Origin of the sequence: Streptococcus acidominimus, from assembly GCF_001921825.1 — a bacterium.
Lineage (GTDB): Bacteria > Bacillota > Bacilli > Lactobacillales > Streptococcaceae > Streptococcus > Streptococcus acidominimus.
Genome location: NZ_MSJL01000003.1, coordinates 22,941 through 44,077 on the forward strand (window position 1 = coordinate 22,941; position 21,137 = coordinate 44,077).

Genomic DNA, 21,137 nt, shown 5'->3' on the forward strand with positions numbered 1-21,137 from the left:
ATGTTAAAAAGCAAGGAAGGATTGACTATGAAATTAAGAAGAAGTGAACGAATGGTGGTTATCTCTCATTATCTTATCAATCACCCTTATGAATTAACTAGCTTAAATATGTTTGCGGAGAAGTACAGCTCTGCTAAATCGTCGATTTCAGAGGATATTGCGATTATTAAAAAAGCCTTTGAAGAAAGTGCTATCGGTCATATTGAGACCATTACAGGAGCGAGCGGTGGTGTAATCTTTACTCCTTCAATTTCAGATAAGGAATCTCTTGCTATCGCTGAAGACTTGCGCAGTCAAATGGCAGAAAGTAGCCGTATCCTGCCAGGGGGCTATATCTATTCTTCTGACCTACTGTCAATGCCTCATATTTTGAAAAATGTTGGTCGGATTATCGCGAATAGTTTCAAGGATGAGCAGATTGATGCTGTTATGACGGTCGCAACCAAGGGAGTACCCCTAGCGAATGCAGTTGCTAATGTCTTAAATGTCCCTTTTGTCATCGTGCGCCGTGATCTGAAAATTACGGAAGGCTCAACGGTCTCTGTTAACTATGTATCTGGCTCTAGCGACCGCATTGAAAAGATGTTCTTGTCAAAACGCAGTCTCAAGGCAGGCAGTCGCGTGTTGATTGTTGATGACTTCTTGAAAAATGGTGGCACCATCAACGGGATGATCAGCCTCTTGTCGGAATTTGATAGCAGCTTAGCAGGCGTGGTGGTCTTTGCTGAAAACCAAAAAGGTGCCCGTAATGTAGCCAATTACAAATCGCTTCTTGCTGTCACCAATATTGATGTCAAAGAAAATAAGGTTGATGTCGAATTGGGAAATATTTTTAAATAATACTCAAAGAATATACAGCCGTTTGGTTTATATTTAGTATTACCTCCAACAGTCTGGGGATAGACTGTTGGAGGTGGGAAATGAAGAAAACGAAGTTTTCGTCAAAAGCCGCAGGTACTTGTCCAGTTGCTAACTATTTCAAGTTCAAATATACAAGATGAGTTAATGAAGTAAACTGAGCGACTATAAAAATATAAACAAAATGACTATAACAGAACAAGCCCTGTCGAATGACAGGGCTTTTAAGGAGATCTTTTCTTCATCAGACGATGAAAATCCATGTCGCCTGACGAAAGATGTGAAAAAGAAAAGTTTTTAGGATAGATATAGTATATCTTTTCAACCTTAATTTTTTCTTAAATGAATATTAGGGAATACCCCCCACCGCCTTATTTGTTCATTGATACCCTTTATAGCCGTTTAGTTTATTTTTAGTACTAGGCAACGAGTCACAGGTAGTACTGGGGTACAGCAAGACGAGTTAACGAAGTAATAAAAATATAAACTAAATGACTATATCGCAGTCGCTCTAAACTGTGGGGGATAGGAGAGTGGAGACAATGGATTACTGGTACAAGTTGGTCAAGCGTATAGAAGCCAAATTGATGACGATTATAGTTAGGCTTTTCTTTGTGAAACATTACCTCATCCACAAGCATTTTCTTTTAGCATACTCCTAAAAATTGAAAAAAGTTCGGAAAAAAGAGACGCAACTGTTGCAACTTTAGTTGCTTATAGGTGCGGCTCCCTTTAGGGATAAACATTCCTAGAAGCTACGCTTCTTCGTCATGTTTCCTAATTTTCATTCGGTTTTTAACGGCTTCACATCTTGATGTAATTGAACTTGGACTACAACTCACTGACAAAGCGTAGTCAAAAAGTTGAGTAAATCCAGATGACATCACAGTAGGCATCTGATTGGCGCTTATACGCCAATCTAGTTGCCTTTGTGGGGGTCTCACAATGAAGCTATCCGCTTCTGTTCGGCCGCCTATTTTGTCTAGGAGTTGCTTCAACAGTCTAGGAATAGACTGTTGAAGGTTGGAGATAGAACGAGTGCAACTCGTGTCAAATGTCCTCGTATCTTATGTAATTGAACTCGGACTACAACTCACTGACAAAAAGATAAATCTCATTGGTTGCAAGACAATCTGCTTCGATTTTCTATTTTGTCTAGGAGTTGCTTAACGTCCTCGTATCTTGTGTTAAAACGGCGAGTGTTTGATAGGGTTTGAGGGTGATTGTTTTGCTGATGGTGGTGTCTGCGTAGTTGCTGATGAGGATTTTACCGTCTGCGTAGTGGGCGGGGATTTCAAGTTCAACTTCTTTGCCAAAGAAGTTGTTGAGGACGAGAAGTTTTTGGTCTCCGAGGCTGCGTTCAAAGGCGTAGACGCTGTCGCTATCCTGATAGGCAGCGGTGTAGTCGCCTTCAGCAATGATTGGCAGGGTCTTGCGTAGGCGAATGAGTTCTTGATAGAAGGTGAAGATTGGTCCTGTCTTTTCAGTTTCAACGTTGATTTCTGGGTAGGATTTTCCTGCCTTGAGCCAAGGAGTACCAGTCGTAAAGCCAGCGTGTTCGCTTGCATCCCACTGCATTGGCGTGCGGGAGTTATCACGCGATTTGGCTTGGATAATGGCAAAGGCTTGCTCCGGTGTTTTGCCTTGCTCCAGCATGATTTGATAAGCATTGAGACTTTCCACATCAACATAATCTGCCATTGAATCGTAGTCGGGGTCAAGCATACCGATTTCTTCGCCCATGTAAATGTAAGGTGTTCCGCGCGAGAGGTGGATAGAGGCTGCCAGCATGGTTGCGCCTTCGCTCCTGAAATGTTTGACATCAACAAATCGGTTAAGGGCACGGGGTTGGTCATGGTTGTTGTAAAAGAGTGCGTTCCAACCATCACCCTTGCTCATGCCCTCTCCCCATGTATGGAAAAGGCGTTTTAATTCTGGGAAATCAAAGTCTGTAATGGTCCATTTTTGCCCATCCTGATAGTCGACTTTGAGGTGATGGAAGTTAAAGGCCATGCTCAATTCCTCACGGTCAGGTGCGGTATACAGGATACAGTTTTCAATGGTCGTAGCCGACATTTCCCCAACCGTCATAAAGCCGTCTTCAGTTCCGAAGGTCGCCTGGTTCATCATCTTGAGGTATTCATGCGTGATGGGGCGATCGGTATAGGCAGGTTTTCCGTCATTGATTGGACAATTTTCTAGGACTTCATCTTTTCCGATAAGGTTGATCACATCAAAGCGAAAACCTTTGACTCCCTTGTCTTTCCAGAAATTGACGACCTTGAACAGTTCCTCTCGAACATGCGGGTTGCGCCAGTTGAGGTCTGCCTGGGACTTATCAAAGAGGTGGAGGTAGTACTTACCAGTCTCGCCAAAAGGTGCCCAGGCGCTACCACCGAATTTTGAGATCCAGTCGGTCGGTTCATCGCGTAGGATAAAGAAATCTTGATAGTAGCTGTCACCGGCAAGGGCTTTTTGGAACCATTCATGATCGGTTGAGCAGTGGTTGAGCACCATGTCAAGCATAAACTCAATGCCCAATTCTTTTCCAGCCGCAATCATCTTTTCAAAGTCCGCCATTGTTCCAAAAGCAGGATTGACCGCTGTGTAGTCTGAAATGTCGTAGCCGTTGTCGCGCTGTGGACTAGGATAGAAAGGATTAAGCCAGATCATATCGATCCCTAATTCTTTCAAATAAGGTAGCTTCTGAATAATCCCTTGCAAGTCTCCGACACCATTTCCAGTCGTATCCTTGTATGATTTTGGGTAGATCTGATAGACGACCTTGCGTTTATCAATAGTCATATTGTTCTCCTATTCTATTGAAAGGTATAGCTCGTTTCGTTTATTTTTTAATTGAACACGGGCTAAAGCTCGGAAAAAAGAGACGCAACTGTTGCAGCTTTAGTTGCTTACAGGTTCGGCTCTCTTTAGGGGGACGCAGATATTCTAGTTTTAGCTAGCTACGGCTGTGGCTACCTTTAGGTATAGCCTTCCTTGCTCCAAAGGTATGGGTACCTTTGGAGGTGGGAAATAGAGGTTTGCAGAGCAAACTCTCATCTAAAAGTTCTGCATCAGTCTCCTATTTTTCGGTCGCTTTTTTAACGCCCTTTGTATCTTAGGGAATTGAGTTTAGCCTAAAACCTCGGAAAATAGATAAACATTCCTAGAAACTACGCTTCTTCGTCATGTTTTCTAATTTTCAGTCGGTTTTTTAACGGCTTCACATCTTAACTGAACACGGGCTAAAAGCTCGGAAAAAAGATAGCCTTCCTTGTGTTCGTAGAACACTATGTCAGTCTCCTATTTTTCGGTCGCTTTTTTAACGCCCTTTGTATCTTATGTAACTGAACACGGGCTAAAGTTACAGGCTTAGCCAGCTTCAATTGCAATATAGTCATTTAGTTTATCTTTTATCTACTTTGATAACTCGTCTTGTATCATTGAACTTGAAATAGTTATCAGCTAGACAACTACCTGCAACTTTTGACGAAAACTAAATTGGGCTATCTAAAAGTAAAACCGAAAGACGATAATAGCAGAAGCCGAGTTCTTCCAGCCAAGTTAAGAATGGGGGAGGAGAGAGCTCAGCTTCAATTGTTCATTTAGGGTATTATGCTTTAAAAATTGTTTGTCCGCGTTCCACTTGGCGTGGGAGGTCTCCGATAATTTCCGTTGGAAACTCAGAGTAGTTGGTGATGATGACAGGTGTCTCTACCACCAGTCCAGCTTCTTTGATTGTCTCAATATCAAAGCTGATTAACTTGTCCCCAGCCTTGATCCGATCACCTTGTTGGATATGTGCTTCAAAGCCCTTTCCTTCAAGGGAAACAGTATCCATGCCGATATGTATCAGCATTTCAACTCCGTTTGTAGCGGTGATACCAACCGCGTGCTTGGTTGGAAAGAGGACAGAAACGACGCCGTCAATCGGTGCGGTCAATTCACCCTCACTTGGTTCGATCAGGACACCCTGACCCATTAGACCAGAAGCAAAGACGGGATCAGTGGCAGTTGCGAGTTCTTTTGCCTGACCAGTCAAGGGGCTGATAATATCAGCAGGAGCCTTTGTTTCGCTTTCTTCAGTTGAGGCTATAACTTCTTCAGTAGCTTCTTCTTTTTTCACGAATAGACCTGTTTTGGCAAAGACCAAGGTCAAGATAAAGGGTACGACAATGGCAATCACCATGGTCAATACAAAGGCACCCAAGTATTTAGAATTGATAGAAAGAAGGGCTGGAAGTCCTCCGACCCCAACGGCGTTGGCTTGGATGTTTAACATGACACAGACCAGACCTGCAAGAGAAGAACCAATCATTCCTGCGACAAATGGATAGATATATTTGACGTTGACCCCAAAGAGGGCTGGCTCTGTGACACCAAGATAGGCAGAGATAGTAGCGGGAAGAGCCACTTGTGCTTCGCGTTCGTTGTGACGTTTCATGAAGAAGTAGGCAAATACAGCAGAACCTTGAGCGATATTTGACAGTGCAATCATTGGCCATAGACCGGTTGTGTGAGTGGCAGTATCAGCCACGAGTTGAGTGTCAATCGCGTTGGTCATGTGGTGGAGACCCGTGATCACAAATGGTGCATAGAGGGCACCGAATACAAGACCGAAGAGCCATTTGAATGAACCGGTTAGACCAGCAAGTACGACTGTCGATAGTCCTTTACCAATCGTCCAACCGATAGGACCAAGCACTGTGTGGGCAAGGATGAGGGCTGGGACAAGCGAGAGAAAAGGAACGGCGATCATGGAAATCACTTCTGGAGTGACCTTGCGCCAGAATCTTTCAAGATGGGCGAGTGACAGTCCCGCAAGGAGGGCTGGGATGACTTGCGCTTGGTAGCCTATACGGGTAATGGATGCAAAGCCGAAGTTCCAAGTCCATTTTTCTGCAATTTCTGCTGCTGATGTGGTTGGCACAGCGTAGGCATTGAGCAATTGTGGTGACACCAGACAGATACCAAGAACGATACCAAGGATTTGAGTAGTGCCCATTTTACGGGTGACAGACCAAGTGATTCCGACAGGCAAGAAGTGGAAAATCGCTTCACCTGGTAGCCATAGGAAGTTGTATATTCCATTCCAGAATTGAGAAATATCGGCGATAGTATTGTAGACGGGTTCTCCTTGCTCATTGACCTGCTTAACGCCGTCAATGATTTTTCGACCGAGCCATTCCATCTGCATCTCTCCAAGGACGTTACGGAAACCGAGGATCAAGCCCCCAACGACCAAGGCTGGAATAATCGGTGTGAAGATTTCAGCAAGCATGGTCATCACGCGCTGGATCATGTTTTGGTTGCTCTTTGCTGCAGATTTTGCGGCTTCTTTTGAGACTCCTTCAATACCTGAAATCGCGGTGAAGTCATTGTAGAAGATAGGGACATCATTTCCGATAATGACTTGGAACTGACCTGCGTTGGTGAAGGTTCCTTTGACAGCAGGAATGGTTTCGATTGTTTTGACATCTGCTTTTTGGGGATCTCCCAAGACGAAACGCATCCGCGTTGCGCAGTGTGTAACGGCTGTAACGTTTTCCTTACCACCGATTGCTTCAAGGAGGGTCTTAGCCTCTTGTTCAAATTTTCCCATTGATCTGTTTTCCTTAGACGATAGCTGAACTATGTCTCCTTTCTTTTTCGTAAAATTTGTACGGACAAATTTAAAAGACAAAAATATTGTATCCGATTTCAAGATGGATTGCAAGCTTTTTTTTCAAAAAAATTTAGATTTTGTTATAATAGGAGCAGTTGTATGATAAAAAGCAGACCAATGGAAAGAATGATGAAAAAATATCAGGAAATTTTCAATAATATAAAAGAAAAAATTGAAGGAAATATCTATCCAGCAGAGCATGTCTTGCCGACGGAAAAAGAGCTGCAGCGTCAGTATCAGGTCAGTCGTGATACGATCCGTAAAGCATTGGCCATGCTGACAGAGCGCGGATTGATCCAAAAGGTACAGGGAAAGGGATCATTGGTTTTAAGGCAGGAGTTGCTTGATTTTCCGGTGTCGGGACTTACCTCCTATCAAGAATTGACCCAATCGCTTCATGTGGACAGTCATACGGAGGTGGTGAGCTTGGAGCTTCTGACCGTTACGAGCACTTTATCCCAGTTGACGGGTTTTGAACCTTACAGTCAGGTTTGGAAACTTGTCCGTATAAGGTCGATTGACGGTAAGATTTCGGTCCTTGATACGGATTATCTGTCGCATGATCTGGTTCCACATTTGCCCAAGGAGATTGCTCAAGTTTCCATCTATGCCTATTTAGAAGGGGATCTGGGTCTGGATATTGCTTATGCCCAAAAGGAAATCACGGTTGAGCCGACCAATCGGCAGGAAAGAGACTTGATGCAGACTAAGGATGATTACTTGGTTCAAATTCGCTCACGTGTCTTTTTAGGCAATACCCAACAGTTCCAATACACAGAAAGCAAACATAAGATTGATAAGTTTCGCTTTGTTGATTTTGCGCGACGAAAGAAAATGCTGTGATTTCCGTCAAGAGCATAGCATGCCGATTAGCCAAACGGCTGATTTTAGGATATAATAGTAGGTGAGGTAATTTTATGGCAAATTTAAATCGATACAAATTTACATTCGGAGACAAGCAGTTGACGCTCACAACAGAGCATGACAATCTTTTTATGGAAGAAATTGAGCGGATTGCGCAGGAAAAATACCAGGCAATCAAAGAAAAGATGCCGACAGCAGATCCTGAGACGCTGGCCTTGTTGCTTGCGATCAATGCCTTATCTGTCCAATTGAAACGGGAGATGGAGCATGAGAAAGTAGAGGCTGAACTGGCGAGTATGAAAGAAAAAGTTCTCAAGAAAAATCTAACCCTTTTAGATTTAGATGAACTTGAGGATCCGTCATGATAACATTGCTTTTACTGATAATCTTATTATGGAGTTTTTATATTGGTTATAGTAGGGGGATTGTGCTACAAAGCTATTACACCTTTGCCAGTATCTTTGCTCTTATCATTGCGGCAGGTCAGTTTAAAAAACTCGTCCAGCTACTCTACTTGTGGGTACCGTTTGCCACAGCAAGTCAGGGAGCTAGTACCTACTATTTTGATAGCCAATACTTGTTCAGCTTAGATAAGATTTTCTATGCGGGCCTAGCCTTTTTGGTCGTTTATATACTTGTCTATGCGGTGATGAGACTGCTAGGGCTCTTGATGCACTTGGTACGTTTTGCTGATCCAGATACGACAGTAACCAATGTTGTCAGCGGGAGCTTAGCGGTTATCGTAGCGCTTCTCTCCTTGCAGATTGTTCTGACCATTGCAGCAACCATTCCGCTTGCATCAGTGCAAGAGACGCTCCATAAGAGTTGGCTGGCGAATGCGATTATCCAATATACGCCCATTACGAGCAGCCTGTTTAAAAACTTGTGGATTGCTGTGATTGGATAATAGGAGACTTATTTCGTTGAAAAGGGGTTGAGCACATGTTGCCCAGTCCCTCTGTTTTTACAGGTAAGACTGATACAGGTCATAGGAAGATAGGGACGAAAGAGGATACGAGACTTGGTGGAGAGGAGCTGCACTAGCTAGAAACCAGTATGTGTTACTTTAGGGAGCTAGTCTAATTGGCTATTTTTAGGAAATAAGTTGAAAATCCCGCAGGAGCTTTTTACTCGTCAAAACTCCTATTTTGCCGTAGCTGTTACGAGCTTGCTCGTTGTACAGATACGGTATTAACAGTTAGGAAAGTGACTGTTAATACATAAATGGGGTATGCTTTGCTCGCTTCAACAGTCTAGGAATAGACTGTTGAAGGTTGGAAATAAAACGAGTGCAACTCGTGTCAAACAGTCTAGGAATAGACTGTGGGAGGTTGGAAATAAAACGAGTGCAACTCGTGTCACACGCTCTCGTATCTTGTATAATTGAACTCGGATTAAGAGCTGTGTAAAAAAGATAGATTTCCTCGTGTTCATGGAACACCACGTCAATCTCCTATTTTTACTTTACTCTTCGCGTCCTCTGTATCTACACGTCCTAAACTCTGTGCGAAAAAGAGACGCAGCTGTCTAGGTTTAGCTAGTTATAGCTGTGGCTACCTTTAGGTATAAATCTTCCTAGCTCCAAAGGTATGGGATACCTTTGGAGGCGGGAAATAGAAGTTTGCAGAGCAAACTCTCGTCTAAAAGCTCTGCGTCAGATTTCCTAGTTTACCGTAACTGTTGCAGGCTATGCCTGCTTTACAGGTACAGTAATAACAGTCAGGGAAGTGACTGTTATTACCTGAAGAAGTGCGCTGTGAGTTTTTAACGGGCTTTGTATCTTGTTGGAGAAAGAAAGATGAATCAAAAAATAATGGAAACGTTGGAGTTTCAGAAGGTCAAGGCCTTATTGGAACCCTTTATTTTGACAGAACAGGGGGCTCTTGAATTGCAGGAGCTTATGCCCATGACAGATGAGGCGCGGATTCAGCAAGCCTTTGATGAAGTGGTAGATATGGGCCAGCTCTTTGTGGAGCGTCCCCACTTTAGCTTAGGGGCTACGGTTGATATTGCGCCTGCTACCAAACGTCTGGACTTGGAAGCAAATCTCAATATTCCTGAACTTTTGGCGGTCAAAAAGGTCTTAGAAGTGTCAAAGGATTTGGTAGATTTTTACCAGCAGTTGGAAAATGTAGACTTGGTTCGCCTGCCGTCTTTGTTTGAAAAAATTGAACTTTTCCCCCATATTCAAGGGAGCTTGCAGGCTATCAATAATGCGGGCTTTGTAGAAGATTTTGCTAGTGAAAAGTTGGCGCAAATTCGTAGAAAGATTCGCGAATCGGAGGAGCAAATCAGACAGGTCTTGCAGGAGCTACTCAAGACCAAGAGTGATATCTTGACGGATACGGTTCTGGCTAGTCGGAATGGTCGCAATGTCCTTCCTGTCAAAAATACCTACCGTAACCGGATCTCGGGTGTGGTTCATGATATTTCAGCGTCTGGGTCAACAGTCTATATTGAGCCACGTGCGGTCGTCTCTCTCAATGAAGAAATGACCCATGCTAAGGCGGAGGAACGGCATGAAATTAGCCGTATCTTGCAGGAATTATCGACCATGTTGCGACCGCATAGCCGGGTTGTGCGCAATAACGCTTGGGTGATCGGTCACCTTGATCTTATCCGTGCCAAGCACCTATTTGCCCGCACTTATCAGGCTACCATTCCTAGTTTGTCCTCGACCAAGGATATTGCCCTCTTAAATGTCCGCCATCCGCTCTTGGCACATCCTGTGCCCAATGATTTGTATTTCAGGGAAGACCTAACCGCTATCGTGATTACTGGTCCCAATACGGGTGGTAAGACCATTATGTTAAAGACACTTGGGCTAACTCACATCATGGCTCAATCAGGTTTGCCCATTCTAGCGGATAAGGGGAGCCGAGTTGCTCTCTTTCGTGAGATGTTTGCAGATATTGGGGACGAACAGTCGATTGAGCAAAGTCTATCGACCTTTTCCAGTCACATGACCCACACGGTGGGTATTTTGGCGACTGCTGACCAAGATTCTCTCATCTTATTTGACGAATTGGGGGCTGGGACTGACCCGCAGGAAGGTGCCTCTCTTGCCATGGCTATCTTAGAAGACTTGCGCTTGCGGGGGATAAAGACGATGGCGACGACCCATTATCCTGAATTAAAAGCCTACGGCATTGAGACGGTCGGTGTAGAAAATGCCAGCATGGAGTTTGATAGTCAGAGCCTGCGACCAACCTACAAATTCATGCAGGGGGTTCCGGGTCGCTCCAATGCCTTTGATATTGCCAAGCGTCTCGGCTTATCGACAGCTATCATTAGTGATGCCGAAAGGATGACGAAGACGGACAGCGATGTCAATCACATCATTGAAAAGCTAGAAGCACAGACGGTGGAAAGTAGGAAGCGTCTTGATACGATCCGTGAGGTAGAGCAGGAAAATCTCAAGATGAACCGGGTCTTGAAGAAACTCTATCATGAATTTTCACGGGAGAAAGAAGCAGAGCTAAACAAGGCACGCTTAGAAGCCCAAGAGATTGTCACCCTAGCACTGGCAGAAAGTGATGATATTTTAAAAAATCTTCATAGTCAGGCCAGTCTAAAACCGCATCAGATTATCGAGGCGAAGAGTCAGTTGAAAAAGTTAGCGCCAGAAGTTGTCGATCTTTCTAAAAATAAGGTTTTGAAAAAGGCTAAGAAAGAAAAAGCGGCGCGCGTGGGTGATGATATTTTGGTGATCAGTTATGGCCAGCGTGGTACTCTAGTTAAGCAGCTAAAAGACGGTCGCTGGGAGGCACAGGTCGGCTTGATTAAGATGACACTCAAGGCAGATGAATTTACCTTAATTAAGACTGAAAAAGAAGAGAAGCCAAAACCAAAACAAGTTCACCTTGTCAAACGTGCTTCTGGAAAAGGCCCCAAAGCTCGCCTTGATTTGCGTGGAAAACGCTATGAGGCAGCCATGCAGGAATTGGATGAATTTATCGACCAAGCCTTGCTCAATAATATGTCTCAAGTGGACATCATTCATGGTATTGGAACAGGTGTTATCCGCGAAGGGGTCACCAAGTATCTCCGTCGAAACAAGCATGTCAAAGAATTTGGCTATGCACCGCAGAATGCGGGAGGAAGTGGGGCAACCATTGTGACCTTTAAATAGCTTTGTTTGAAAATGAGTGATACTTAATAACACGATTGGTTTTTCGGCATAAAGGAAAGGAGTAGGCAATGCTCATTAGAAAGTACCAGACTGGTGATGAAAAAGGCTGGGTCTATACCAAGGCACTTAGCTATCTCTTTTCTCCCTTTTTTGATGACAGGGAGACGGTAAAGCCTCCCTTAAATACAGACATTTATGCTCACCGCATAGAGTGGGTGGCAGAAATAGCTGGACAGGTTGTGGGCTTGTTGGACATTGATATTTACAATCAAGAGTGTAGTCAGTCTTATAGATACGCCCCAGCCAATAAGGTAGCCTATTTCACCAATCTGGCAGTTCATCCAGATTATCAAGGGCAAGGCATTGCTCAGGCTCTCTATGCGAAAGCCTTGGGTGAATTGCAGGAACATCAGGTAGAAAAATTAGCTATTTTTACGCGTGAGGGTGATGTCGCCAATCATCTTTATCAAAAATGGGGTGGTAAGCTCGTCTGTGTCGATTACCTCGTTATCGGTCAACCCAAGGATACACCTAAGGTTCGGTTTGGTGTGGAGTTGGACGAGGGGCGCTTATCTTTGACAGATAGGGCTGGGCAAGCCCTACCCTACTATCTCCGAGAGGGGATTTATATCGTTGCTGCTCAGGCAGATTTAGACCTGTTTGACATTAGACTATCAAGAATTGACATATATAGTGGATATTTTGCCGGCGTAGCAAATATTTTGAAAAAGCTTTCTTTTGGTGTAGAATAACAGTACAAAGAAAAAAGGAGAACGAATATGGTTCAAGCAGTTACTGATGCAAACTTTGTCGAAGAAACCAAAGAAGGTCTTGTCTTGATTGATTTTTGGGCAACTTGGTGTGGTCCATGCCGCATGCAGGCACCTATCTTGGAGCAACTAGCAGAAGAAATTCATGAAGATGAATTGAAGATTTTGAAAATGGATGTTGATGAAAATCCAAATACAGCTCGCGAATTTGGAATCATGTCCATCCCAACCCTCCTATTTAAGAAAGATGGAGAAGTTGTCAAACAAGTTGCTGGTGTCCATAGCAAAGAGCAGCTCAAGGCCATTGTCGCTGAACTTGCATAAAAAGAAAAGAGGTTGGGATGATCCCGACCTCTTTTGGTATAGATTGCTTTCTTTGCGTATTATACTCGTCAAACATCAAAATCTGACGTTGTTAACTCGCCTTGCTGGGTAAAAAGCTCCAGTGGAGGTTTTTAGCCTGTTCCCTTAAAACAAGATAGAACGAGTGGAACTCGTGTCAAGTGCGCCCCTCTTTGGGACATAACTGTTTCAGCTTTAGCCAATTAGTATTAAAACGGTAGTTTTCCTGCAAAGGCTCCCAATGTTTTTTGGGTGGCTTGATCAATTTTTGTCAGTGCCTGATTGACCGCTTGAATGGTCATCTCTTGCAAGGTTTCCACATCATCTGCATCAACCACTTCCGGTTTAAAATCGATTGCTATAAGTTTCTTATCGCCTGTAAAGCGGACAGAAACCAAGTCTTGGACAGAGCTTCCCACAAACTCGGTTGCCGCCAATTCCGCCTGACCTTTCTCCATTTGCTTTTGCAATTTCTGGGCTTGCTTCATCATTTGTTGCATGTTCATCATAGTGTGTAGTTCTCCTTTATTTATCAACGTTTCTATGGGTTTTTGTATCTTATAATTTATTGTTTTGGGGCAAGTTTGGGGCAAAAATTATTAAACTTGATTCAGTTTATTTAATAAATCATTGCCCATTTTCTCGGTAACGTGGGTATAAATCTTAATAGTGGTCTCACTATCTACGTGCCCCACCCGTTGCATAACTGCTTTTAGTGGTACGTTTAGTTCAGCAAGTAGTGTGATATGCGCGTGTCTGTATTTGTGAGCTGTCAGCTTGACGCCGAACAATTTATCTGAAGCGTTTTTCATTCGCCTATCAATCGTATTTATAGAGAGATAGTTCCCACGTCGGCTGACAAAAACGAAGTCTCGCTCCAGCTTATGTATTTTTTGGTAGCTACGCTCTTCCGTAAAGATTTCTAAGACGCGTTCTGGGGCGCTAATGACTCGTTCTGAACCGTCATTTTTTGTGCTAGTTGGTTCTGCGTTTGCGTGTCCATTCGTCGAGTAATCCAGCGTGTATTCGATATAGATTAGCTTTTTCTCAAAGTCCACTTTTGACCACGGTAGCGCTAGAAGCTCTCCTGGGCGCATCCCGGTCAAGAAAAGAACCTCGGCAAAGTTTGCAACGTGCGAGCTGTCCGGATGTGACCGTATCTCTTCTATAATTTTCTTAATCTGCTCACTGCCTAAAAAACTATATTCGATTTGATTGGTCCTCTTAGTGCGTTTAGGGCTGATGACTTTTGTTAACGGATTTTCAGTTATGTAGCCCATTGTGACTGCATACCGCAACATAAGATTCAAAGGTTGCTTGATTAGATTGACTGTGTTGTCTGCGTATTTTGATCGTAGATCATCCATAAACCGTTGAAGCAGCTTGACGTCGATATTTTTTACAAGGACCTCTTCTGAAATAAAGTTCCGGATTTTATCAATAGGGTGCTCATAGACTTTCATTGTTCTGGTTTTAACGGTCTTTGAGTGAGATTCCTTCCACTCTTCTACGAGTTTGCCAAACGTGATGTCTCCTATGCCTTTTTCGATAAGCAAGTCCGCTATTTTCTCGTTGAGTAATCGAGAGGCTTTATTGATAGCTTGAGGAGTGCGAGAGGTGAGAGGGACCGTTGCACGCTTGCTTTTATTTGTGTATGGATCTTTGTAGCGTTCAACTAGCCTCAATTTTCCGCTCGGTAGTTCTTCAACATACATGCTATCACCTCCTTTTTCTCCTCACACTCAAGCTTGCCGGCGGAGAGTGTGGGGAGTTTTTTGCTTGCATTATCTATAAAAATATCATATAATTAGTATAGCTAATCCATACGATGACTGCCAGTCAATCGTTAGCTCTGAATCGTTCGCGCTTACAAGGCATCGAACGATTTTTTTATTTATTGAATTGTACTAGGTCTTGTTTATATTTCTTATTTATTAAGAAAACAATGTAATTCTTATCTTTGAACGCAGAATCGATAATCTCATAATAAATTGGCAACATTATCCAAATTATTCCGTGAAGTACATCTTCTAAATCTGATAGCATTTCCAAGTAAGAAACGGGATCGTAGCTTGTTTCAAATTTAGAGTATATAAAATCAATTTCATTTCTAAAGGAGATTCTTTCTAGATTTCCATGGACGTAAGAGCATGCTTTTGAATACTGTTTATTGTATATTCCATTTAAAATTGATTTATATTTTGTAGGAGTATGAGTGGCTTTGTATATATTTTCTAACTTTTCTTTATTGGCATTGAATGACCTTGTATTTGGGTTTGGGGAGTTGAGCATTCTTAGTGCGTTTTCTAGTATCGAACGGAGGTTTAAGTAGAAATATCTAGGATTATTTTTTTCTATCTCTTGCAGAGAAAATAGAGTATCTTCAAGTAAGCAATAATAATACTTATTACTATCTATATGAGGGGAATTATATATTGTTTTCAGAAAAATAAATTTTTTTGTAATTCTAATCAAACTGCTTTTTTCTTCTATAAGTTCATCTTTACAAAGATTTTCAAATGCTTTCAGGGCTTTGTTGATGTCTATTTTTAGTGATTCCAAAGGTTTCATAAATTAATACCACGACAGAAGATTGCTACCGCCTTCTAGTTTATTTTGTTTTTTTTCTACATTGATAGATTTTAGATATTTTAACATTTTCTTCCTGACGAGATTGATTTGTTTTTCGTCATATTTGTAGATCTCTCTGGTAAGGCGTGCGACAATCATTGTGCGTGAACGCATTACATATGGAAGAAATTCTATACTAAATACTTGAGACAAATACATAGATATTTCACTGTTGTGTTTGAACAAATCTTTCGATAATAGTAGTTCAGAATTTAGACCAATTAAGCTATATTTTTTTAAGTCGCTCCTATTCAAAATATTTATATAGTGTAAAATGCTAGTCATTAGTAAGCTCCTTGTTAATTTTTCCCTCTAACTCAATGGCTATAGCTCCAATAGAATCTTTAGACTCGAGATATTCGATAGCTATATTTCCTTTGGCACCATTCTCTAGGTTACTATTCCTAAACATCTGTGATTCAAATATGGATATATTGCGTTTTTCTCGATTTTTTTCTTCGAAGGCATCTTTTATTTTTTGGGTCTTTATAGGTAATGTTTTAGGTATTCTGCTATATACCACACCTAAACATTTCAAGTTCAATTCTTCGTCTCGGATTAATTTGTCAATCACTTCCATTAAGGAGTTGATTCCTAAGATAGAATAATACTCAAGATGATTGGGAACCAAGTAATAGTCAGATGCGATTAAGCAAGCATCAGTATAAGTAGTTAAAGTTGGAGGACAATCAATAAATATGTAATCAAAACTTTCTCGGGAATTTTGTTCTCGTAAGAATGTTCGAATTTTTTTATTATTATTGCCTTGGACATATACTAAATCTAGATTTCCTGCTATTATGGAAAGATTCTCGCTTAACTGTGTTATCGTATCGCTGTTTATAGGCTCTGGACTACTAGCTCTAGCCGTAGGTGTCGGGAAAAGATTGAGAATATTTTTAGCTCCTTTTAATATATACTCCTCGTAAAAATATCTATCAAAAGGCGTTTCTTCACCATCACTCATATCTTCTTTCCATCGCTTTTTTATCTCAGAGTGAAATTTTTGGAGCTGTTTCTTATTGCTACCATAATAATTCATTAAAGATTGAGTAGCATTAGATTGTGGATCTCCGTCAATTACTAAAACTTTTTTCTTTTGCACTTCTGCAAAAAATGTAGCAAGTCCAATTGTTAAAGTAGTTTTACCCACTCCGCCCTTCATATTGATTATGCTAATCACTTTCCCGTTTTTTGTCATTGTGGCCCCCTTTAGTATTTTTATTTCAAAATTATTTAACTAAATTATAAAATTCCTCTTTAACCATAGCCTCATCAGCTATGGTTTTTAATTTTCTCTATAAACAGATACAACCTCGCCGATAATTCGGAAGTCAGTATCTGCGTCAATTGGCATGTCTGGGTATTCGGGGTTGAAACTGTGCAAGTACGCCCCGTCCTCGTCTATAACCAGTTGTTTTATATAAGCGTCTCCGTAGTAGTCAAATACGCCAATATCGCCGTCTTTTAAGTCAACAGATAGTTTTACAAAGACATAATCGCCTGTGTAGTATTCTGGCTCCATAGAACGACCGTAAACAGGAATGACAAAATCGACATCCACATCTATCGGAAGTGATATAGTCTCTTTTTGAACATCACCAAGATATTGTCCTGTCCCAGCAGATATGGCACTATCGTAAAAATCGTAGTCGTATTTTGGAGGAAACGCAATGATTTTATCCGAATTGTATTCAGCTGGTTCTTCTTGGATTTCCCTAGTTGTTTTTTTCTGCTCCTCCAGTTGCTCTGTGGCGTACTCTAGGACGTTTTCTTGGCGCTTGGGGTGTAATTGTATCGCCGTATCGTTTATCGCTTGTATGGTGTCATTTTTTGCGTCTGAGGAGGGGATAGATTGATTTTCTAATTCTAGTCCTAGAATATATTCTACAGTTGTATTCAATTTATCTGCAAAAATTTCCGTTTTATTTACTGGAAATTGCCTATTCTTATTTAAATATCGAGAAAGAGAAGACTTGGGCATTCCCAGTTTCCGTGCGAATTCACTTAAACTCCAACCTTTTTGTTTGTACAAAGAGATAACAATATCTACTATTTCGGAATTTTCTCTCATGTGGGAACTCCTTTCTTTTGTTTTTCTAATTACATTATATACTATTTTGTTCCCAAAGTGAAACTTTTTTATAAAATTTTTGATTTAAATGTTGACATTCGGGAACAATGATGCTATAATATAGCCAAGGTCAAGGAAACGACCTAGTCAAACGAAAGGAGCAAGGCAAATGGTGGAACACATCATAAAAAGCCTAGCAGATAAGGAACTGGTACTTCCGATTATCATACTAGGCTTAGTCAGAGAAGCTAGACTCTGGCACAAACAAATCTTGGAACATAAATCCAAGAAAAAGTAAGAGCAAGGGGCAACAGCCCCAACCTCTTATCTTTAGTGTACCACCATTTGCCCGGGAAATCAATATGAAAATTTTAGCTGTATTGTTGCTAGCGTCATTTGTAGCACGGCAGATTGTGAAACGGAGGAAGAAGTGATGGGAGCGAAAATCAAGTATACTATCTTCTCTAAAAATGCGGATGAGGCTATTGATATAAAAAATAAGATTATTATCAATACGACAAACGTAGAAGAACTTGAAATAGACATATCAATCAATGAAGCTTATGTGTTTTATTAGAGTAAGTCGCGTAATAATGCCATGGTTGATTGTCGAATAGTTGCAGGTATCTCATTCTGTTTATTGCTTTCATTAACAGTATAAGCAAAATCCTTTAGCATAGAAGGGTTTAATGTGAATATATCACTGTATTTTTTGCCGTGCGTATCTTTATATTTAATTTCTACAGTCGCTGATTCTTTGTGATAAGGATGTATGCTAGATGTTAATTTTTGACCTGGTGCAATCATATTTCCGATAAGAGATTGAAAAAGTCGTCTATCATTAAACTCGTCAAGTCTTCCTGAGATTACTTTGATAGAGGTGATATAGGCTGGCGTTTGTCCAAAGTTTTTTATGACATAAACTTTATTGAGGCTTTTAACGGCTATCCCTTCCACATAGAGATTAACATAGGGCTTGGCCATATCCTCAGTAGCTTTCTTAGTTTGCCATAAAGAAATGACATTGAATAGAAAACCTATGAGTGAAATAGCAACGGTTACATACAACGTCCAAATTTGGACATTATCGTTGGTTATATTGGGCATGATACCTCTCCAATCATTTTATTTTCATTATACCACAGAAGGGAGGTGAGAGGGTGCAGAAGATGACGTTTAATGTTAATAGGTTAAAAGCGGAACGAATAGCTGCTAATATGACGCAAGAAGAAGTAGCTGAAAGATTAGGTAAAAAACGAACATGGTATGCAAAAAAAGAAAGTGGCATAACTAATGTTGGGGTAGATGACCTAGCAGCTATTGCTTCTGTATTAAATGTAACAGATGTATCTATTTTTTTTACAAAGAACGTTCCCGAAACGCAACATCTATATAAAAAGGAGTAACATGAATGAACTAGTATTATCTGACAATCTCGCTCAGCTTGAACTAGAAATCAATCGAAAGCTGGAACAAATATGAGGGCTGATAAACGTAAAAAAGCCCTTGACAAAATCAAGGACTTACCAAAAATAACTATTTAGATTATATCACAAGAAAGGATAAAAAGCTATGGAAGTAACGCTAGTAAAAGAAGTTATTATTACGCCACTTCTATTAAGCGACGAAACCGCTGCTAAAACCTTCAGTATTACAAAGGAGCACGCAGGGACGTGTAGACGTGAAATGAAAGATATTCCGCGCTGGAATGCGCTCCTGTCTGATCACGGAAGGCTAGTGGACACTAAGGTCTTCAAGCACTATTTAGATTATAGAGGGAGTTTGGAGTGGAAAAATGAATTGGACACAAATAGAAAGAAATTAAGGAGATTAAAGAAATGATCGGATTTTATGCAATGGCTGTTGTGGCTTATACTGCTATCCTATATGGATTTAAGCTAACCAAACAAATGAACTCTGATGAGTTTAGGGAAGAAATTTACAAAGAAGAATTAAAGTTAAGATTTGGGGGAGGGAGTTCAGATAATGATCGGAAAAATGAACATTATTGATGAGATTGAACGCTATGTGAAGCTACAGGGGCTGTTCGTCTCAAAAGCGCAGCGAGAGGAGCTGGAAAGCATGTCACAATATGAGGTCTTGCTGATTCGGAATAGGGAGAGGGAGCTAGTCGCATGAAAATAACAGTAGTAGATACCCTAACAAACTCAAGAGGTTTTTATTGGGTAGAAGGCGACATAGCGTTTCTGGCAAGCTGGCTGACAGAAGAACAACGGAGAAAAATTATTAAACGATTGGAGGAGAAGTATGAGTAAAGCAGAACAAATACGTGTTTATTATCGTGAACATCCTAATGCGACGTATGAAGAAGTGGCGGAGGCTTTAAACTTTGACATTGGGTTTGTGCGTTCAAATGTTAGTAGGGATGTAAACCAGTACAAAATATGTGCTCGTCGAGAGGACGGTTCGCTTGATTATGATTATTACTACAAGATAAGCGAAGAAAAGAAAGAGTTCCTCGCTTACACGAAGGAAGTTTTACTAGAACTTGTTGAGCAACTGCGTAGTGCGAATCGGCGGGAAACTGATAGTAATCAAATCCGTTTGAACTGTAAAGAAATCCGCTCACTATTACAGGAGATTGCAAAGTTATGACACAAGATGAATTGATTGAGATGATGAACAGCGATGTGGCAATTGGCATCAAAGAGTGGATTCAGTTACGTGACCATTATTTGCAATGTATCATGAGTTTTGAAATGGGTTATCGACTATCTTATATCACAGAATACGTCAAATTCTTAGAAGACCATTTTATGGAGGATTTATGAAGTTTTATGTAACAGAAAATAAACGACTCATCGTAGAAATGCACTCTTACGATAGATTTGATACACAAGCTACTGGATTTGTACCTGCTCCTAATGCAAAGATTCTGATTTCAGAGAAAAATTTTCTTGAAGAGTTAACGGTTAAAGTTCGTGAAGCAATCGCCTCTGTTTTGAAAGAATATCAACCTACATTTGCAGAGCTTCCTTTAAAACAGGTATTTGATGAGAAGCGCAAACAAATTCAACAGTCTTATGATACAGAAGAAGCAGTCGCTGATATTATTCGTACTTGGGACTGCGCTACCTTGAGCGGGGAGGAGTGGACATGAAAATTACAAAAGCAACCGACATTGAACGGACTAAGAATTGGCGTGTGTTGCTGTACGGAAAACCAGGGCTTGGTAAAACAAGTGTGATCAAGACTTTGAAAGGTAGGATATTACTTCTTGATATGGACCATTCCAGTAAGGTGCTTGGCGGTACAGAAAATATCGATATTATCGTATTTGACAGAAACCATCCTACTGAATTTATGAATACATTTTTGACAGAAGTAGACGGAGTGCTTGAGGAGTACGACAACCTTGTCATTGATAACCTCACTAGCTTCCAATCCGACTGGTTTGTGGAAGCTGGAAGGACATCAAAAAATGGTATCTCGAACGAGCTACAACATTACAACCAATGGACAAATTATTTCTTGCGGGTATTGACGGCTATTTATTCTAAGTCGGTTAATATATTTGTGACAGCTTGGGAGGATACGAGGGAGTTGTCGCTGGACTCGGGACAGTTAATTACGCAATATGTACCACAGATTCGGTCAAACGTACTAAACCAATTACTTGGTTTAACAGATGTTGTCGGTCGTATCATCATCAACAGTAAGACGAGCAATCGCGGGGTTGTCTTAGAAGGTTCAGAAGGAACATATGCGAAGAACCGTTTAGATGGCCGTACGGCTTGTTCTATAGAGGAGTTGTTCAGCTTTGAAAGGAGTGATGACTAA

At 41.2% G+C, this 21,137-nt stretch carries 25 protein-coding genes and 1 pseudogene; 18 read left to right on the forward strand and 8 right to left on the reverse strand.

From position 1 onward, the window contains the following. Positions 1–27: 27 nt before the first annotated feature. A complete protein-coding gene (gene purR / locus BU200_RS00885) occupies positions 28–840 on the forward strand; it encodes a pur operon repressor (RefSeq protein WP_075098356.1) in 813 nt (270 codons plus the stop codon). 1,173 nt (positions 841–2,013) lie between these two features. Here the strand turns inward: purR and treC are convergent. Then, a complete protein-coding gene (gene treC / locus BU200_RS00895; protein ID WP_075098357.1) occupies positions 2,014–3,663 on the reverse strand; it encodes an alpha,alpha-phosphotrehalase in 1,650 nt (549 codons plus the stop codon). Between the two features lie 808 nt (positions 3,664–4,471). Beyond that, complete coding sequence (gene treP, locus BU200_RS00900; protein WP_075098358.1) at positions 4,472–6,460, reverse strand: PTS system trehalose-specific EIIBC component; 1,989 nt, start codon at positions 6,458–6,460, stop codon at positions 4,472–4,474. A gap of 192 nt (positions 6,461–6,652) precedes the next feature. Between treP and treR the strand changes: the two genes are divergently transcribed. From treR to trxA, 6 genes and pseudogenes are all read left to right on the forward strand, one after another. Then, positions 6,653–7,366 (forward strand): trehalose operon repressor, encoded by a 714-nt coding sequence (gene treR, locus BU200_RS00905; protein ID WP_083609323.1) that lies wholly within the window; start codon positions 6,653–6,655, stop codon positions 7,364–7,366. A 74-nt stretch (positions 7,367–7,440) separates the two neighbouring features. Beyond that, positions 7,441–7,752, forward strand: coding sequence for a cell division protein ZapA (gene zapA / locus BU200_RS00910; protein ID WP_075098360.1), 312 nt, complete (start codon positions 7,441–7,443; stop codon positions 7,750–7,752). After that, a complete protein-coding gene (locus tag BU200_RS00915) occupies positions 7,749–8,294 on the forward strand; it encodes a CvpA family protein (RefSeq protein WP_075098361.1) in 546 nt (181 codons plus the stop codon). The genes zapA and BU200_RS00915 overlap by 4 nt, the downstream gene beginning before the upstream one ends. Before the next feature lie 891 nt (positions 8,295–9,185). After that, on the forward strand, positions 9,186–11,519 hold the full coding sequence (locus BU200_RS00920; protein WP_075098362.1) for an endonuclease MutS2: 2,334 nt from the start codon (positions 9,186–9,188) through the stop codon (positions 11,517–11,519). A 68-nt stretch (positions 11,520–11,587) separates the two neighbouring features. Beyond that, positions 11,588–12,233, forward strand: a pseudogene (locus BU200_RS00925) (GNAT family N-acetyltransferase). A gap of 65 nt (positions 12,234–12,298) precedes the next feature. Next, positions 12,299–12,613 (forward strand): thioredoxin, encoded by a 315-nt coding sequence (gene trxA / locus BU200_RS00930; protein ID WP_075098363.1) that lies wholly within the window; start codon positions 12,299–12,301, stop codon positions 12,611–12,613. A gap of 227 nt (positions 12,614–12,840) precedes the next feature. Here the strand turns inward: trxA and BU200_RS00935 are convergent, their stop codons facing one another. The 5 genes from BU200_RS00935 to BU200_RS00960 form a co-directional block, all read right to left on the reverse strand. Further along, on the reverse strand, positions 12,841–13,140 hold the full coding sequence (locus tag BU200_RS00935; RefSeq protein ID WP_075098364.1) for a YbaB/EbfC family nucleoid-associated protein: 300 nt from the start codon (positions 13,138–13,140) through the stop codon (positions 12,841–12,843). Positions 13,141–13,230: 90 nt separating this feature from the next. Beyond that, positions 13,231–14,346, reverse strand: a complete 1,116-nt coding sequence (locus BU200_RS00940; protein WP_075098365.1) for a tyrosine-type recombinase/integrase — start codon at positions 14,344–14,346, stop codon at positions 13,231–13,233. Between the two features lie 175 nt (positions 14,347–14,521). Further along, entirely contained in the window at positions 14,522–15,202 is a 681-nt protein-coding gene (locus tag BU200_RS00945) for a hypothetical protein (protein WP_075098366.1), read from the reverse strand. Between the two features lie 337 nt (positions 15,203–15,539). Further along, the gene (locus tag BU200_RS00955; protein WP_075098368.1) at positions 15,540–16,463 is read right to left on the reverse strand and encodes a ParA family protein; all 924 of its coding nucleotides are present in this window, start codon (positions 16,461–16,463) and stop codon (positions 15,540–15,542) included. Between the two features lie 87 nt (positions 16,464–16,550). Beyond that, on the reverse strand, positions 16,551–17,336 hold the full coding sequence (locus BU200_RS00960; protein WP_075098369.1) for a LexA family transcriptional regulator: 786 nt from the start codon (positions 17,334–17,336) through the stop codon (positions 16,551–16,553). Between the two features lie 169 nt (positions 17,337–17,505). Between BU200_RS00960 and BU200_RS11620 the strand changes: the two genes are divergently transcribed. Both BU200_RS11620 and BU200_RS11205 read left to right on the forward strand, forming a co-directional pair. Continuing rightward, positions 17,506–17,634 carry a hypothetical protein gene (locus tag BU200_RS11620; RefSeq protein ID WP_089503537.1) on the forward strand — a complete coding sequence of 43 codons (129 nt, stop codon included), beginning with the start codon at positions 17,506–17,508 and terminating at the stop codon, positions 17,632–17,634. A 135-nt stretch (positions 17,635–17,769) separates the two neighbouring features. Continuing rightward, entirely contained in the window at positions 17,770–17,913 is a 144-nt protein-coding gene (locus BU200_RS11205) for a hypothetical protein (RefSeq protein ID WP_169822871.1), read from the forward strand. Here the strand turns inward: BU200_RS11205 and BU200_RS00965 are convergent. Then, positions 17,910–18,443, reverse strand: coding sequence for a hypothetical protein (locus BU200_RS00965; protein ID WP_075098370.1), 534 nt, complete (start codon positions 18,441–18,443; stop codon positions 17,910–17,912). The genes BU200_RS11205 and BU200_RS00965 overlap by 4 nt on opposite strands. A 62-nt stretch (positions 18,444–18,505) precedes the next feature. On the opposite strand from BU200_RS00965, the gene BU200_RS00970 reads away from it, so the two are divergent. From BU200_RS00970 to BU200_RS00995, 9 genes are all read left to right on the forward strand, one after another. After that, positions 18,506–18,742, forward strand: a complete 237-nt coding sequence (locus BU200_RS00970; RefSeq protein WP_075098423.1) for a helix-turn-helix domain-containing protein — start codon at positions 18,506–18,508, stop codon at positions 18,740–18,742. A gap of 166 nt (positions 18,743–18,908) precedes the next feature. Then, positions 18,909–19,178 carry a hypothetical protein gene (locus BU200_RS00975; protein WP_075098371.1) on the forward strand — a complete coding sequence of 90 codons (270 nt, stop codon included), beginning with the start codon at positions 18,909–18,911 and terminating at the stop codon, positions 19,176–19,178. Then, positions 19,175–19,348, forward strand: a complete 174-nt coding sequence (locus BU200_RS11075; protein ID WP_158015077.1) for a hypothetical protein — start codon at positions 19,175–19,177, stop codon at positions 19,346–19,348. Before BU200_RS00975 ends, BU200_RS11075 begins: the two co-directional genes overlap by 4 nt. Then, positions 19,323–19,475, forward strand: coding sequence for a hypothetical protein (locus tag BU200_RS11080; RefSeq protein ID WP_158015079.1), 153 nt, complete (start codon positions 19,323–19,325; stop codon positions 19,473–19,475). Before BU200_RS11075 ends, BU200_RS11080 begins: the two co-directional genes overlap by 26 nt. Next, a complete protein-coding gene (locus BU200_RS11085) occupies positions 19,472–19,612 on the forward strand; it encodes a hypothetical protein (RefSeq protein WP_158015081.1) in 141 nt (46 codons plus the stop codon). Before BU200_RS11080 ends, BU200_RS11085 begins: the two co-directional genes overlap by 4 nt. Next, on the forward strand, positions 19,605–19,952 hold the full coding sequence (locus tag BU200_RS00980; protein ID WP_075098372.1) for a hypothetical protein: 348 nt from the start codon (positions 19,605–19,607) through the stop codon (positions 19,950–19,952). Before BU200_RS11085 ends, BU200_RS00980 begins: the two co-directional genes overlap by 8 nt. Further along, positions 19,949–20,128 (forward strand): hypothetical protein, encoded by a 180-nt coding sequence (locus BU200_RS00985; protein WP_075098373.1) that lies wholly within the window; start codon positions 19,949–19,951, stop codon positions 20,126–20,128. The genes BU200_RS00980 and BU200_RS00985 overlap by 4 nt, the downstream gene beginning before the upstream one ends. Continuing rightward, positions 20,125–20,457, forward strand: a complete 333-nt coding sequence (locus BU200_RS00990) for a hypothetical protein (protein WP_075098374.1) — start codon at positions 20,125–20,127, stop codon at positions 20,455–20,457. The genes BU200_RS00985 and BU200_RS00990 overlap by 4 nt, the downstream gene beginning before the upstream one ends. Then, on the forward strand, positions 20,454–21,137 hold the full coding sequence (locus tag BU200_RS00995; RefSeq protein WP_075098375.1) for an AAA family ATPase: 684 nt from the start codon (positions 20,454–20,456) through the stop codon (positions 21,135–21,137). Before BU200_RS00990 ends, BU200_RS00995 begins: the two co-directional genes overlap by 4 nt.